Genomic DNA, 15,498 nt, shown 5'->3' with positions numbered 1-15,498 from the left:
CCCGGCCCGGTGCCTGACGACCAGTTAGTCGCCCAAATCGGCTATTTCGCCGGTTGAAAGCTCGTTCAACAGTTTGCGCCGGGCCGACTCATTGGTTTTTTGCAGGGCCTGCAACGCCTCGAAATACGCCGGATTGAATTCGGCGTATTGATCCTCCAAGGTCGAGAGGGCGTCATCCAGCGTCTGTTGCACCGCCGAGAACTTATCCGGGTACTTTTCCTGCAGGTAATTGACCCAGTATTGACGCACGGTCAGTTGCTCGATGAACGCCGGGGTTTGTTCCTGGGCGATTATCGCCGTATAGGCCGCATCCAAGTCTGCCGCCATTACACGGGACAGGTTGTTGTAGAGCATGCTCCTGGGCTGGGTCGGCAACTCCAGGCGCTGGGCCAGGCCAATACGATAAGCCAGGCGAATTTCCGCGGGATCTATGCCTGGGTTCTGCTGGATGCGCGCTTCGGCCTGGGCTTCCACCTGAGCCAGACGAAACAGCTTTCTGGACAGTTTCAGCAGGACCCGGCCCTTGTCGGCGGGGTCGATGGCGCGCAAGGCATTGAACTCAAACACCTCGACCTCCAGCGCATTGAACAATAAGATCCGGCCATCGCCACATGTCGCACCATGCCTTGACGCCCGGGCGATCCCCAACAGACGCTCGCGCAGCGCTTGATCGCCATACGCCGCTTCCAGGACGTTCCACACCCGCTCCGTGAGATTGACACGGTCCAGCTGAAAATCCCGGGTATGGCGCAGTTGTCCCAATATAGTCGCCAAGTCACCTGGCGTGCCCTCAGGCGCCCCCTCCTCCTGAACCATCCTCGCGTCCTGTGCCATTACCGTGTCCCACACCGCCTGCCTTTCGGAGTCGGCGGCGCCGCCGGTAAACCACCGGGCCTTGGCCTGTTCCGGCGTCTCGTTCTCCGGGTGAAGCGCAAGACCAGGCTCATCGTCCTCGGCTTCGGAATGGAAGCCTGCAAGCAACTCGTCGATGTCGTGGAGGGTAAAACCCAAGCCCCGGCCCGTTTCGCGCTGATACTCCTGCAACCGCAGGAACTCTCTCTCCTCCAACATGTTGTCGGACAGGTCCGTTCCAGCCATCAACGCATTATGTTCCGGCAAGAATGCCCCCACCGGAATGGTCTCTATGTTGTAGTTGCTGCGCAGGCCCAGCGTGGTCAGCGCGGGCGCCTCCAGCACACCTGCGGGCCAGTCGCTGAGCCTGTTGTAATTCAGGTTGAGGACCTGCAACCGGTCCAGGCCGGCCACATCGAAACTATCCAGGTGGTTGGTTTCCAGGTCGACCTGTTGCAGTTGCGGCAAGGCGCGCAATTGGCGCTGCAGCAACGGGGCATCGCTCAGTTCATTGTGGTGGGCACTCAGCCGGGTCAGCCGCTCAAGCCCCGTCACCGCGTCGGGCAGCGCGCCCAGGCCATTGCCGTTGAGCATCAGGCTCTCCAGCCTGGGGAACGCGCGCAAAAACGCATCCGAAGCGGTCGTGAGCCCGACATTGCTCAAATCCAGCGTTCCCACATGCCTGAGTGTGATCGGCAGGGCCGGGAGGTCGCCCACCGTCAAGCCGCTCAAATCAAGGGCATAATCGTTCGCGACCGCCTCTGCGCTGCGCACCTCGCGCAGGGTCTCGCGCCAGCACGCCAGCAAACGCTCAGCGGCACGACGACGATCAGGCGCGTTGACCCACCCATCACGACTGCGCACCGCAGGGTTATCAATCCAGCGATTCAAACCTTGGATCATTTGCACCTGCTGCTCCTGCCACAGCCGCAATGCATCCTCGATTTGCGTCGCGCTCACCCCCTGCCCCAACCAGGCGTCCAGCCGCTCAACGGCTTGGCCCGCGCCAAGCTGGGGATCAAGACGTTGCAGCCGTTCGGCCGACGTCAACGGTAACTGCCCTGGCACGTCTACAGGCAGTGGCACTAACAAATCCGGTTGTTCCGACACTTCTTCCGGGAAAAACTCCGGGTCGCCTCCGGTTCTGCCGGCAGCGAGCACGGGGCGGTCGATGCCCAGCGGGTTTCTATAGAGGAACGCCGACGGTGTGCCCGGGGCGGTACGGTCAGCAAACGCCTGCACCGCAGTGATGGCTTGCGGGCTCAATCGGCAACCGCGCAAGGAGGTGTGCGCCAAGAGGATATCGTGGTCCGTCCACAGCGCATTGGGCACCTCCGTGATAGCGCTGTAGCTCAAATCCAGAAAGCGCAGTTTCGACAGGTCCAGCACCCCTTCCGGCCATGCCCGGAGCTGGGTGCGGCTGACATTCAGAGACTGCAACTCCATCAGCGCATTCACACTAAGCCCGGTGAGGCGATTGCCCGCCAGGTCGAGCCCCTGCAGGGACGTCAGGCGATTGAGCCGTGCTTGTATCGAGGGGGTGATCGTCAGTTCGTTGCCAGACAGGTTCACCTTGGTGAGCCGCTGCTGCGTCTCCAGGGCCTGGGGTAGATCGGTCAGCCGGTTGCCACTCAGATCGAGCTCTTCCAGGTTGGGAAAATGCAGAAGCAAATTATTGGCTTGCGCCGTGGAAAGGTTGGCCCTTGCCAGGCTCAGGACACGTATCTGGGTGAACTGAACATCGCCCAGCGCAGGCAGGTCTCCCAGCCCACTGGTATCGCCCAAGCTCCATCGATCGGTGCGACGCGGCTCGTCAAAGAGTCGGGAGGGCCCCGCCTCAGGCTCCCCGCCCCCGTAGCGAGCAACCAGCGCGTCACGCCACAGGGCGCGCACCCTGTCAGCCCACGCCCTGCGCCCCTGCACCGATGCTGGCCGCCCGTCGACGCGTACCGGCGTGGCCTGCCATTGTTCCAGCGCCCCATCCAGAGCGCTGTGTTCTTGCTCCAATGCCACAACCTTATCCAGCAGCCCTCGCCCTTCCAGCCCCTCACGGCGTAAAGCGGCCAAAGCGTCGCCAGCAAAGCGCCAATGATTGGGCACCAACGCCCCAAGGCGTTGGTGACAGTGGTGTGCAATAACCTGCGACTCCTCGACCAAATGGCCGGGGTTATCGTGCACGTAGTCAAACACCCGCGTGAATTGTTCTGGCTCCAACGCCCCCCAGTTCAACTGCAATCGGCGCCATAACGCCTCGTGCCCGCTGAACAGTTCGTTCGGCAAAGACTGAACAGCGACACCGGACAAATCCAGCGACTCCAGGGCCGGCAGGGCTAGAACCCCGGTCGGCCATTGGTCCATGGGCCCCGCCAGCGTCAGGGCTCGCAAACGAGGCAGCGTGCTGTAATCGAGTTCAGGAATATTGCCGACCAGATGCAACCGCTCTAGTTGCGTCATCCCCTGCAAGGCTTGCGACAACGCGAGCGAATCGCCCACGCCCTGGGCAGAAAAGGTGAGCTTGAGCTCAGTCAGGGTCTGGAGCGACGAAAGTTGATCGGCCAACATCGGTATGTGCAGGGGTATGATGTTGAGTTCAAGGCTTTTCAGCGCAGGAAACATCCGCTCAAGGTCGCTGCCGGCAAGCTGTAGACTGGTCAATCGCAGCCTGCGCACATGGGAAAAGTCGGCGGCCAGCCTCGGCACGGACAATGTACTCGCGATGTCCAGCTCGAACGCTGGCGCCAGTCCGCGGTACAGACCGTTTCTCCAGCAGTCAATGATCCGATCGGCGATCCCCCGCAGGTGTGTCCGTATCGAACCACGTGGATCAGGCGACAAGACACCTTCAACCCAGGTATCCAATGTGGAACACAAGCCTTCGAACTCCCTGCGTCGGTTTTCCAACAGATGAAAAACCTGCTGGTCCGTATCACCCGCGCTGAGGCGGCTCCTGACAAACTGCAAGGCTTGTTGATCCGTGACATTGGGATAGATCGCCCGCACCCTGGCGACAAGGGCTTCATCGGCGAAACCGGCAACATCGCCGCTGGCCGCATAACCGAACCGGCCGGATGGGCGGCGCAACAATCGCCCGCCGCCGCGTTTGAGCGGGTCGCGCTTGATGATCCGAGACATGTCGTCACGATGGCTGAGCGCGTAGTCGACCACCTGCTTGCGCAGTGCCTCGTTCGGCTTGCCTTGTAATGACTCTCGTACTGGCGCGGGCACGACCTCCAGCAGCGATTCAAACAGATTGCGCCCAGACGCCGGCACGCTGTTCAACGCCTTGCCCTGGGCATCGAACGCTTGAATGAAATCGCCGCCCTTTACCAGGCAGTAGCGCGTGGCGGCCTGTTCGCCGCCGATGCTGTCCACCAGCGGCCCCCTCACCCCGTGCAACCGCACCTCCACCCGTGTATCCGCCGACCAACCGGGCAGGTGTTCCAGGCAGTGCAGTGCCAGGCGATCGCTGGCCGAGGACGCCAGGCTCTCCACGGACAGGCCGATCAATGCCCGGCTTACGCCGCTTTCATGCAAATGCACACGTATTTGCGTGGCCAGTCGCAGGGGAACCCGCTGGGTGCTGCGCAATTGCCCCAGCACCTCGTCGCTGGCATGGCTCAATACCTGCCGCGCTGCTTCGGGCGACAGCGTTGGAAAGCTGCGCTGAAGGATCTGCGTGTCAGCGTCCGGGGCGGCTTGCCGGCTCATCAGGTTATCGAATACTGCCTTCCTGCGGCGCTGCGCATGGTCGGCCAAACGATCCCTGAACACCTGGACGCGATCAGCATCCGGCTGCTGGTTTTCGCTACCCAGCAAGCGTGCAATTTGCCCGTCGTCCAGGTTTTCCAGCACGCGCTCTGGCATTTTTCCGGCATCGACTTCGGCCCGAGTGATCTTGATGGTGGGCCTTGCCGTATCGGCTGCATCCGCCGCAGAGAAACGTTGCGAGGCCCCCCAGGGCTCCGGCCCGCTGAAGACTTCCAACACTTCATCCACCGGCCAATTCGGCAACTCCAACGTCAGCGGCACCATGAACTGGCACAGGCCCTCCCGGCACGCACCTTGGCGGATATCCCGGATCACCTCGTCCGTCTGGCGATCCAGCTCGAACAGCCGGACGGTCTCGGCCAGTACCGGTGGCGGCGGCTGATGATCGGTATGTAACCGGCGCAGGTGATCGTCATTGACGCCGCTGACGTCGGCGATCTGCTCCAGTTGCGCGTCGGTGAAGGGCTCCATATGCGGCCCCATCCGCCGCATCAACGCGACGCGATCCCACCCCAACGGACGCTCCAAGGTGTGGCGCCAGGCCCCGAAGCCGTTGTGTCTCAGAATGGGCTGGTAGGTATCGTGCACCGTAGGGTGCTGGATTCTCCATAGCTTGATCTCGGGATCGAAGGTCTTTTCGAAGACATTGCCCTCCATGCGGATATAGGTCTTGCCCCCCAGCCGATACTGCCCCAACGCATTGGGGGTGAGCCCCTCAAGCGAGGCACTGCTTTTGTAGGCCGCAAGGTCCGGGTGCCATAGACGCACCTTGCCGAATGGCGTCGTCACCTTCGACATGCTGTTGACAAAGCGGGACGGCAGCACCGCTGGCCCCTTGCTCGCGACAGCCCCCAATGCAGCCATGTAAGCCACGTTCTGCAACACCGACTTGAAGTGCTGCCAGGCTTCGTCGGCGTCGCCCGCGCTCCAGGCCTCCACGCCCTCGAAGACTTCGTAGCCCAGTTGCACGGCCGTGACGCCCATCATCATCTCGCCCAGCCCCGGAACGAAGAAGGCCGCCACGTTCAGCAGGTTCATGCCCCATTCAGCGTAGTGCTGGAGTCGCTCTATCCATGCCTCGCGGTCTACGACACCGGTCGGCCGGGCCAGCAACGTGGCGTTGGATTTGATTCGGGCAAGGTGGAAATCATAACGGGCCCCGAACACCTCACCGTCGATGACCGATTCCTCCAGGGCCAGGTTCATCTCGGTGTTCCAGACTTGCTCATAAACCCCATTGGCATAGGTTTCGGGATTGTACGGCGGGCCCGGATAGACCGGATTCGGGTTCCAGCGATAAACCGTCAGCTGGTTCTTGAGGCGGCGCAGGAATCCTGGCGACTCTCCATGAGGCACCAGACTTGCGAACAAGCGTTGATAAGGGGGGTGCCGCAGCTTGACCCCAAGTTCGCTGGCGAACGCACTGACCGACGCGTAAGTCTTGAGGGGACTGACCGGGTCCCCAGGGATATACACCACGAATCGGGGCTCGGGAGGCAGTCTTCCTTTGGCGACCCACACGCCGGGAATCAGGTTATACCAAGGGTTCTGCAACTCGATTCGTGCCTGGCGTGAGTCGTTACCGATAATGAACACGTCGCTCAAGGTCGAACCGAGAATACTCAAGCGACTGAAAACCATGGGTTTCCCATCAAATCGGGCTTGCCCTGCGCCATCGAGGAACGCCAACAGCGAAACGTACACGCTCTCGTCAATGTCCAACTTCATCCTGGCAATGTGCGCTTGCACGCGCAACCGGTCCTTGCTTGCCGTCATTGTCCGCTGACGCACGACGGCGGCCGTACCAGGGGTTTGGAACACCGCACGCAGATGGTTCTGATAGTGCTTGCCCAAATCCAGCTCTCGGCACAGGCCAGCGAAATCCGCGGGCTTGATTGATAACTTGTTACGGATGAGGTAGCGGGTTTTGCCAAACGGGTACCTATCGGTCTCGTCATAGCGTTCACTTTCCAACGAACCCTCTGGAGCCAGTGCACTGGTTTCCTGCAGGGAAACTTCGTCAAATGATTCGTTCGCCTCGAAGTTTCGCATCGCGGCTTGCAACAGCGGCTGCGCATCGACCGGGCTCGACGTGCGCAGATGGTATAGATGGGTCTTGACGACATCCGGCGTCTGGCCGAATTTCTTGCGCATGGCCTCGATCAACAGCGGCTTGCAGAACTCGGTGATGCCTTTGAAGTCCTTGAGGGTCCTGGCCAATTGCTGGATCGAGGTGTTGCTGCGGGCCTGGCTGTCGAGCAAACGCTGGCGCAGCATGGGCGACGCCTGGTCGAACAGGTCTGGGTAGACGCTGATAAAGCGTTGCGCGAGATCGCGCGTGTCGGTCATGTCCTCCAGGTGGGCGCTATGAAGGTGCTGCGTCCAGTCAGGCAAACGACGCTTGATAAACGGGACATGAAGCCCCTTGGAACGGTCCGGCATGGTGTCACTCCTGATACCTCATTAAGAGCACATCAGAAGATCACGGCCGTTCGGCGGCCTGGGGGTAGATACTTAACCGCCAATACAGAGCCGAGCTATGCTCTGGCAATGGCTTATTCAACCCAGTGCGTGAGGCAGCTCATGGACGATTCGAACAATAAACCACCGACGTTTCTACAGATGCTTCACAGCGTCCTGGCCGCCGCCTTTGGCGTACAGAGCGGCAAGAATCGCGCCCGCGACTTTACCCACGGCAAGCCCAGCCACTTTGTGATTCTGGGCATCCTGTTCACGGTGGTGTTTGCCTTGACCTTGTTTGGGATCGTCAAGCTGGTGCTGCACCTGGCCGGCGTCTAGCGCAGCAACAGACGCAGGCTGAAGGGGTAGCGATAGGACACCGGCTTGCCCTGGGCAGACAGCGCGCGAAAATTCACCGACGGTGTCGGCCCCAACAAGCGCCGCGCCTGGCCGGCATCGATCAATTGGAATAACGCCAACTGACGGTCACGCCCGCCGTATGCGCCAATATCCACGCCCTTTGCATCATCATGGATCAGCACCATGGCCCAGCCGCCCACGGTGAAATGCCCGGCGACCAGGGACGACAAACGCCCGTCCAGGCGCGCCTGCAAGATCTCCGGCGAGCTGTTGACGGCACTGAACAGCGTGTCCTTTCCCGGTAAACGCCCACTGGCCTGGAGCGCCTGCATCGCGCCCAGCGCCATCTGATCGCTGGCCGACCACACCAATGCCGTCTGCGGGTAGCGCTTGAACAACTGCGTCGCTTGCTCGAAGGCGCGCTCGCGGTTCCATTCCCCGTAGACCAACTGACGCAGGCGCACCTCGGGATGCTCGGCCAGCGCTCGGCGCATGCCTTGTTCACGCAACTGCGCGACCGGCGTGGTCTTGACGCCGGAAAAGGCCAACAGGTCGAGGGATTGACCGGGCGCAACCGGGCCATGCTGGCGCAACAGGTCGCGAAGCATCAGGTAGCCAGCCTCTTCATCGTCAGCGACCAGGCTGCCGATCAAACGGATGCTACTGCGGGTTCCCAGCAATTGCACCTGGTCGGGGGTCAGCGCGCTGTTCACCACCAGCAGCTTCACGCCGCTGCCCTCAGCCATGCGCAGGATCTGCGGTGCAACGTATTGCTCATTCACCAGCACCAGGTAATCGGGCGGCTGGCTGCCTTGCAGTACCTCACGCGCCTGGAGCAGCGTGTTGTCGGCATTACGCTCGCCATAACGCACGCGCAATTCCAGGCCGAGGTCCTTGGCGGCGGCCTGCATGAATTGCGTGTAGCTGACCCAGAAGGTTTCCGTGGACATGCCCGGATTGAGAAACACCACCGACGTTGCATGAGCCATCACCCCATACGTCGATCCCAGCAACCAGACACACGTAATCAACACCTTCAACATGAATGTTTGAGCCTCGAAAATAGGCCGCCATGATAGTGGCAATGCCCAAACCAATCGAGGCTCAATCAAGGTCCTTTATTGGTGGCTGACCCAGAACACGGCAGTTCCCACCACCAGAATGATCAAAAACAGAATGGCCCAGGCATCAACGGTACTGTCAGGTTTACGGGCTTTTGTCGGATTGCTCATTGCATCGCCTCTTGTCAGTTTTATAGGTGATTGCACTCAAACACGATCACAGTAAAGTTCACGATTGCCCGCATGACAAATGTGGGTATCTCGATAACGGTTCTCATTAGTCAATTTGGTTATTTGCATATACTCAAACATCACTTTTGCGCATAAACGCAAACTGGTATCGTGCGCCGGCTCCGTTGGGAGTGCGCGGCCGTGCGCGCAGATTTGCCGAGAACAGGACCTATATGTACGTATACGACGAATACGATCAGCGCATCATCGAGGACCGCGTCAAGCAGTTCCGTGATCAGACCCGACGCTACCTAGCAGGTGAACTGAGCGAAGAAGAGTTCCGCCCTCTGCGCCTGCAAAATGGCCTTTATGTTCAGCGCTTTGCGCCGATGCTGCGGGTGGCCGTGCCCTATGGCCAACTGACTTCGCGCCAGACCCGCATGATGGCCAAGATTGCCCGCGACTACGACAAAGGCTATGCCCACATCAGTACCCGCCAGAACGTGCAGTTCAACTGGCCGGCGCTGGAAGATGTGCCGGATATCCTGGCTGAGCTGGCCACCGTGCAGATGCACGCCATTCAGACCAGCGGTAACTGCCTGCGCAACGTGACCACCGACCAATTCGCCGGGGTTGCCGCCGACGAGCTGATCGACCCACGCCCGTGGTGCGAAATCGTCCGTCAATGGACCACCTTCCACCCGGAATTCGCCTACCTGCCACGCAAGTTCAAGATCGCCATCAATGGCTCGACCTCGGACCGTGCAGCCATCGAAGTACACGATATCGGCCTGGAGCCGGTGTACAACGCGGCCGGCGAGCTGGGTTTCCGTGTACTGGTGGGTGGCGGCCTGGGCCGTACCCCGGTGGTGGGCGCGTTCATCAACGAGTTCCTGCCGTGGCAGGACCTGTTGAGCTACCTCGACGCTATCCTGCGGGTCTACAACCGCTACGGCCGTCGTGACAACAAATACAAGGCCCGGATCAAGATCCTGGTCAAGGCGCTGACCCCTGAGGTGTTCGCCCAGAAAGTCGATGCCGAGATGGAGCACCTGCGCGGTGGCCAGACCACCTTGACCGACGCCGAAGTGCACCGTGTGGCCAAGCACTTTGTCGACCCCGAGTACAAGGCCCTGAGCAATCAGGACGCCGAGCTCGCAGCGCTCGACCAGCAGCACCCAGGCTTTGCCCGCTGGCGCACCCGCAACACCCTGGCGCACAAAAAGCCGGGCTATGTGGCGGTGACCCTGTCGCTGAAACCGACCGGCGTTGCACCGGGCGATATCACCGACAAGCAGCTGGACGCCGTGGCCGACCTGGCCGAGCGCTACAGCTTCGGCCAACTGCGCACCTCCCACGAGCAGAACATCATTCTCGCGGACGTTGAGCAAAGCCAGTTGTTCACCCTGTGGGGCGAGCTGCGCGAAAGCGGTTTTGCCACGCCGAACATCGGCCTGTTGACCGACATCATCTGCTGCCCGGGCGGCGACTTCTGCTCCCTGGCCAACGCCAAGTCGATCCCGATTGCCGAATCGATCCAGCGCCGTTTCGACGACCTGGACTACCTGTTCGACATCGGCGAGCTGGACCTGAACATCTCCGGTTGCATGAACGCCTGTGGTCACCACCACGTCGGCCACATCGGCATCCTGGGCGTGGACAAGAAAGGCGAAGAATTCTACCAAGTGTCCCTGGGTGGCAGCGCCAGCCGCGATGCGAGCCTGGGCAAGATCCTCGGCCCGTCCTTCGCCCAGGAAGCCATGCCCGAGGTGATCGGCAAGCTGATCGACGTCTACATCGAACAGCGCACCGAAGATGAGCGTTTCATCGACACCTACCAGCGCATCGGCATTGACCTGTTCAAGGAGCGCGTCTATGCAGCGAATCATTAAGAACAACGAAGTCATCGATGAAACCTGGCACCTGCTGCCCAAGGACACGAGCTTCGACAGCATTTCCAATTGCGACGACCTGATCGTGCCTTTGGCCCTGTGGCGCGAACACGGCCACGCCCTCAAGGCCCGTGATGGCGGCCTGGGCGTGTGGCTGGACGCCGATGAAGAAGCCGAGGAAATCGGTGACGACGTGGAGCATTTCCAGGTCATCGCCCTGAACTTCCCGGCCTTTACCGATGGACGCAACTACTCCAACGCACGCTTGCTGCGTGACCGTTACGGTTACAAAGGCGAACTGCGGGCGATTGGCGACGTGTTGCGCGACCAGTTGTTCTACCTGCACCGCTGCGGGTTCGATGCCTTCGCCTTGCGCGCCGACAAAGACCCGTACGCGGCGCTGGAAAGCCTCAAGGACTTCTCGGTGACGTACCAGGCTGCAACGGATGAGCCGCTGCCGCTGTTCCGGCGGCGCTGAGCTTCAAATGTGGGATTGCCGTGAGCTGACGACTCTCTAACGGATGCCCCGCGCTGAATGTGGGAGGGGGCTTGCCCCACCACTCGGCACCTCACCCAGGCTCGGTGTGCCCGCACTCTTGTGGCTGTGGCTGTGGCTGTGGCGAGCGGGCTTGCCCCGCGTTGGGCTGCGAAGCAGCCCCAAAACACAGCCCCGGAGCTGCCTGGCACACTGCAGCGCTCTTATTGGGGCTGCTGCGCAGCCCAACGCGGGGCAAGCCCGCTCGCCACGGGGTAGTGGGATTTTCCACATTTGGGTCTGCCTGGCGGTGCAAATCGGAGTTTTTTCAGGCACCGATCTTGATCGACGCCAGCACCTGCTTCTGTCCCATGGAGCACGGCACGCCTTCCGGCTGCGCCCGTACCGCCTCGATTACGTCCAGCAACTGCGCCTTGCTATGAGCCAACTGCGCCTGCATCACCTCGATCTGCGCCACCTTGCGCTCCAGCGCCTCTATTAACTCCTCACGCTTGTGCTCCCCCGGCGCAGGCATCAATGCCTTGAGTTCCTGCAGGGTAAACCCGGCCTGTTGTGCACTCTGGATCAGTTGCAGCGTTTGCAAGGCATCGGGCGCATAGCGTCGATAACCATTGGCCTGGCGCCCCACTTGGCTGATCAGACCTTCGGACTCGTAAAAGCGGATACGCGACGCCGCCAACCCACTCCGCTTTGCCAGCTCACCAATATTCATCAAAACACCCGCTTGACATTAAAGTTAACTTTAAGCTTAGCCTGAGGCCTCCCCCACTCCGGAGTCAACTCATGTCACCCTTTGAGCCCTTGCAACTGCCCAATGGCCAGGTCCTCGCCAACCGCATCGCCAAGGCGGCGATGGAAGAGAATATGGCGGACGCCGATCAAGCACCTTCCCGTGAACTCAAGCAGCTGTACACAACCTGGGCGGACGGTGAGCCCGGCCTGCTGCTGACCGGCAATGTGATGATCGACCGCCGCGCCATGACCGGCCCCGGCGGCGTTGCCCTCGAAGACGAACAACACCTGGACAGCTTTCGTGAATGGGCCGACGTGGCCCGCGACAAGGGCGTGCACTTTTGGGTACAGCTCAGTCATCCGGGTCGCCAGACCATGGCCAACCTCGGTCAGCAAGCCCTGGCGCCCTCCGCGATTGCACTGGACCTGGGCAGCTTTTCGAAGATGTTTGCCAAGCCCAAGGCGATGACTGAGGACGACATTCAGGACGTGATCAAACGCTTCGCCACCAGCGCACGCCTGGCCGAGAAAGCCGGGTTCACCGGGGTGCAGATCCACGGCGCGCACGGCTACCTGCTCAGTCAGTTTCTGTCGCCGTTGAGCAACCAGCGCACTGACCGCTGGGGTGGCTCGCTGGAGAACCGCGCGCGCCTGCTGCTGGAGGTGATCCACGCGGTTCGTGCCAGCGTCAGCCCGTCCTTTTGCCTCGCGCTAAAACTCAACTCGGCGGATTTCCAGCGCGGCGGATTCGCAGAGGCCGATGCTCGCGCAGTGGTGGAAATGCTCAACCCCCTGCCCATCGACCTGCTGGAATTGTCCGGAGGCAGCTACGAAGCGCCAGCCATGCAAGGCGAAGCGCGGGACGGTCGCACCCTGGCCCGTGAAGCCTACTTCCTGGAGTTTGCCAAAGAGCTGGCGACCATCGCCAAGATGCCGCTGATGGTCACCGGCGGTATTCGCCGCCTGCCCATCGTGCAACAGGTGCTGGACAGCGGTATCGCCATGGCCGGCATTGCTACCGCCCTGACCCTGGAACCGCAACTGATCAAACACTGGCACGAGGGGCGCGACCTCAACCCGCAACTCAAACCCGTCAGTTGGCAGCGCAAACCCTTGGCCGCCCTCGCCACCCTGGCCGTGGTGCGTGACCAGATGCGCCGCCTGAGCCGTGGCCGCCGGCCCGATGCCAATGTCGCCCCCTGGCTGGCGCTGCTGCGCGACCAGTGGTTTATCGCGCGGCGCACCCGGCAATACCGCGCGACCATGACGCAATCTTCACATTAAAGGCGGAGCATTCGCCGTGATCGAACTGTCCTCTACTGATCAGCAGCTTTTACCCTCACTGACGATTGGAGTTCTTCATGGCGAAAATCAACCTGGCCCAACAACTGGCGACCACCCTTGAGCAGGCGGGCATCAAGCGCATCTGGGGCCTGACCGGCGACAGCCTCAACGGCCTCACCGATGCGTTGCGCACCATGGACAGCATCGAGTGGATGCACGTTCGCCACGAGGAAGTCGCCGCATTCGCCGCCGGTGCCGAAGCGGCGGCCACCGGTGAATTGACGGTGTGCGCTGGCAGTTGCGGGCCGGGCAACCTGCATTTGATCAATGGCCTGTTCGACTGTCATCGCAACCATGTACCGGTGCTGGCGATCGCGGCCCAGATCCCGTCTTCCGAGATTGGCCTGAACTACTTCCAGGAAACCCACCCCCAGGAGCTGTTCAAGGAATGCAGCCACTTTATCGAGCTGGTGACCAACCCTGAGCAAATGCCGCACGTGCTGCACCGTGCCATGCGCTCGGCGATCCTCAATCGCGGCGTGGCCGTGGTGGTGATTCCGGGGGATGTGTCATTGCTGGAAGTCGAGAACACGCTCAAGCCCTGGCCGGCCCTGCATGCACCCCGCACCTTGCCAGCGGAACAAGACCTGCAGCGCCTCGGCGAAATCCTCGCCAGCAGCCAGAAAGTCACCCTGCTGTGCGGCAGCGGTTGTGCCGGCGCCCATGCCCAAGTGGTGGCGCTCGCCGACGCTCTGGGCGCACCGGTCGTACACGCCCTGCGCGGCAAGGAACATGTGGAATGGGACAACCCATTCGACGTGGGCATGACCGGCCTGATCGGTTTCAGCTCCGGCTACCACGCCATGCTCGACTGCGACACGCTGATCATGCTCGGCACTGACTTTCCGTACCGCCAGTTCTACCCCACTGACGCGAAAATCATCCAGATCGACCGCAACCCGCAGGCGCTGGGGCGTCGCGCCACCCTGGACCTGGGCATCGCGGCGGATGTGAGCGAGACCATCGGCGCGCTCCTGCCGCGCCTGGCCCGCAAGACCGATCGCAGCTTCCTCGAGACCTCCTTGAAGCACTACGAGAAAGCTCGCCAGGGCCTGGATGACCTGGCGCAACCGTCCAAGGCCGGCCGGCCGATTCACCCGCAATACGTCGCGCGCTTGCTCAGCGAGCTGGCCGACGACGATGCGATCTTCACCGCCGATGTCGGTTCTCCGACCGTGTGGGCGGCGCGCTACCTGAAAATGAACGGCAAGCGCCGCCTGATCGGCTCGTTCAACCACGGCTCGATGGCCAACGCCATGCCCCAGGCCATCGGCGCCCAGGCCGCCTTCCGCGGCCGGCAAGTGATCTCGATGTCGGGCGACGGGGGTTTTGCCATGCTGATGGGCGATTTCATTTCATTGGCGCAACTGAAGTTGCCAGTGAAAGTCATCGTGTTCGATAACTCGTCGCTGGGTTTTGTCGCCATGGAAATGAAAGCGGCCGGCTATCTGGATGCCGGTACCGAGCTGAAAAACCCGGACTTCGCGGCCATGTCCAATGCCATGGGCATCCTGGGGATTCGTGTGGAGCAATCCGAAGACCTGGAACCGGCCCTGCGCCGCGCCCTGGCCCATGATGGCCCGGTGCTGGTGGACGTGGTCACCGCCACGCAAGAGCTGGTGATGCCACCGAGCATCAAGCTGGAACAGGCCAAGGGCTTCAGCCTGTACATGCTCAAGGCGGTCATGAGTGGACGGGGGGATGAGGTGATCGAGTTGGCGCGGACCAACTGGTTGCGCTGATCCAGTACTGTGAGAGGGGGCAAGCCCCCTCCCACATTGGATAATCAGTGCCGATTCAAGCGCTCTGTTTTTCTACCCATTTGCCGTAGGCATCGATAAACGCCTGCAGGAACGGCTTGGTCTTTTCCGATACCGCGCCAGCGTCATCGAACACATTGCCAGCCCCACCCAGATAGGCTTCCGGCTGCTGCATGCACGGCACATCGAGAAACACCAGGGACTGGCGCAGATGGTGGTTGGCGCCAAACCCGCCAATTGCCCCTGGCGAGACGCTGATGATCGCCCCCGGCTTGCCGCTCCAGGCACTTTGCCCGTAAGGGCGCGAACCCACGTCAATCGCATTCTTCAACGGGGCGGGCACGGAACGGTTGTATTCCGGGGTTACGAACAGCACCGCGTCGGATGAACGTACCTGTTGACGGAAAGTACTGTAGGCTGCGGGCGGTGATGCTCCGTCGATGTCCTCGTTGTAGAGCGGCAAATCGCCAATTTCGACAATTTTCAATGTGAGGTTGGCTGGGGCCAGTTCGGCCAAGGCCAAGGCGACCTTGCGGTTGATCGACTCTTTTCTCAAGCTGCCAACCAGGACGGCAATCGTGTAGACCTTGCTCATTGAGGTT

Annotated in this window: 9 protein-coding genes; 5 read left to right on the top strand and 4 right to left on the bottom strand. The window is 61.3% G+C overall.

Annotation, left to right across the window (positions count from 1 at the left end; all coding sequences use genetic code 11):
• Positions 1 to 24: 24 nt before the first annotated feature.
• Positions 25 to 7,062 (bottom strand): NEL-type E3 ubiquitin ligase domain-containing protein, encoded by a 7,038-nt coding sequence (locus A7317_RS11695; RefSeq protein ID WP_069075864.1) that lies wholly within the window; start codon positions 7,060 to 7,062, stop codon positions 25 to 27.
• 141 nt (positions 7,063 to 7,203) lie between these two features.
• Here A7317_RS11695 and A7317_RS11690 point away from each other — a divergent pair, with 141 nt between their 5' ends.
• A complete protein-coding gene (locus tag A7317_RS11690; protein ID WP_024075121.1) occupies positions 7,204 to 7,419 on the top strand; it encodes a DUF2970 domain-containing protein in 216 nt (71 codons plus the stop codon).
• Here the strand turns inward: A7317_RS11690 and A7317_RS11685 are convergent.
• Positions 7,416 to 8,483 (bottom strand): ABC transporter substrate-binding protein, encoded by a 1,068-nt coding sequence (locus A7317_RS11685; RefSeq protein WP_069075863.1) that lies wholly within the window; start codon positions 8,481 to 8,483, stop codon positions 7,416 to 7,418. The two genes, A7317_RS11690 and A7317_RS11685, sit on opposite strands and share 4 nt — an antisense overlap.
• A gap of 422 nt (positions 8,484 to 8,905) precedes the next feature.
• Between A7317_RS11685 and A7317_RS11680 the strand changes: the two genes are divergently transcribed.
• A complete protein-coding gene (locus A7317_RS11680) occupies positions 8,906 to 10,564 on the top strand; it encodes a nitrite/sulfite reductase (protein ID WP_024075119.1) in 1,659 nt (552 codons plus the stop codon).
• A complete protein-coding gene (locus A7317_RS11675; RefSeq protein ID WP_024075118.1) occupies positions 10,548 to 11,042 on the top strand; it encodes a DUF934 domain-containing protein in 495 nt (164 codons plus the stop codon). The genes A7317_RS11680 and A7317_RS11675 overlap by 17 nt, the downstream gene beginning before the upstream one ends.
• Before the next feature lie 325 nt (positions 11,043 to 11,367).
• Here A7317_RS11675 and A7317_RS11670 read toward each other — a convergent pair whose 3' ends face one another.
• Positions 11,368 to 11,772, bottom strand: coding sequence for a MerR family transcriptional regulator (locus A7317_RS11670; RefSeq protein ID WP_069075862.1), 405 nt, complete (start codon positions 11,770 to 11,772; stop codon positions 11,368 to 11,370).
• 71 nt (positions 11,773 to 11,843) lie between these two features.
• On the opposite strand from A7317_RS11670, the gene A7317_RS11665 reads away from it, so the two are divergent.
• Positions 11,844 to 13,076 (top strand): NADH:flavin oxidoreductase/NADH oxidase family protein, encoded by a 1,233-nt coding sequence (locus A7317_RS11665; protein ID WP_069075861.1) that lies wholly within the window; start codon positions 11,844 to 11,846, stop codon positions 13,074 to 13,076.
• Between the two features lie 77 nt (positions 13,077 to 13,153).
• Complete coding sequence (gene poxB, locus A7317_RS11660; RefSeq protein ID WP_069075860.1) at positions 13,154 to 14,878, top strand: ubiquinone-dependent pyruvate dehydrogenase; 1,725 nt, start codon at positions 13,154 to 13,156, stop codon at positions 14,876 to 14,878.
• Between the two features lie 55 nt (positions 14,879 to 14,933).
• Here poxB and A7317_RS11655 read toward each other — a convergent pair whose 3' ends face one another.
• Positions 14,934 to 15,491, bottom strand: a complete 558-nt coding sequence (locus tag A7317_RS11655; RefSeq protein WP_024075114.1) for an NADPH-dependent FMN reductase — start codon at positions 15,489 to 15,491, stop codon at positions 14,934 to 14,936.
• Between the last annotated feature and the right edge of the window lie 7 nt (positions 15,492 to 15,498).

It is taken from the genome of Pseudomonas fluorescens, from assembly GCF_001708445.1.
GTDB classification, from domain to species: Bacteria; Pseudomonadota; Gammaproteobacteria; order Pseudomonadales; family Pseudomonadaceae; genus Aquipseudomonas; species Aquipseudomonas gorinensis.
This window is presented reverse-complemented; position numbering and strand designations above follow the sequence as displayed.

What these genes read in the sequence shown, in the direction of transcription:
- A7317_RS11695 (WP_069075864.1), bottom strand. Translation starts at nt 7,062, where the DNA reads ATGCCGGACCGTTCCAAGGGGCTTCATGTCCCGTTTATCAAGCGTCGT.
- A7317_RS11690 (WP_024075121.1), top strand. Translation starts at nt 7,204, where the DNA reads ATGGACGATTCGAACAATAAACCACCGACGTTTCTACAGATGCTTCAC.
- A7317_RS11685 (WP_069075863.1), bottom strand. Translation starts at nt 8,483, where the DNA reads ATGTTGAAGGTGTTGATTACGTGTGTCTGGTTGCTGGGATCGACGTAT.
- A7317_RS11680 (WP_024075119.1), top strand. Translation starts at nt 8,906, where the DNA reads ATGTACGTATACGACGAATACGATCAGCGCATCATCGAGGACCGCGTC.
- A7317_RS11675 (WP_024075118.1), top strand. Translation starts at nt 10,548, where the DNA reads ATGCAGCGAATCATTAAGAACAACGAAGTCATCGATGAAACCTGGCAC.
- A7317_RS11670 (WP_069075862.1), bottom strand. Translation starts at nt 11,772, where the DNA reads ATGAATATTGGTGAGCTGGCAAAGCGGAGTGGGTTGGCGGCGTCGCGT.
- A7317_RS11665 (WP_069075861.1), top strand. Translation starts at nt 11,844, where the DNA reads ATGTCACCCTTTGAGCCCTTGCAACTGCCCAATGGCCAGGTCCTCGCC.
- poxB (WP_069075860.1), top strand. Translation starts at nt 13,154, where the DNA reads ATGGCGAAAATCAACCTGGCCCAACAACTGGCGACCACCCTTGAGCAG.
- A7317_RS11655 (WP_024075114.1), bottom strand. Translation starts at nt 15,491, where the DNA reads ATGAGCAAGGTCTACACGATTGCCGTCCTGGTTGGCAGCTTGAGAAAA.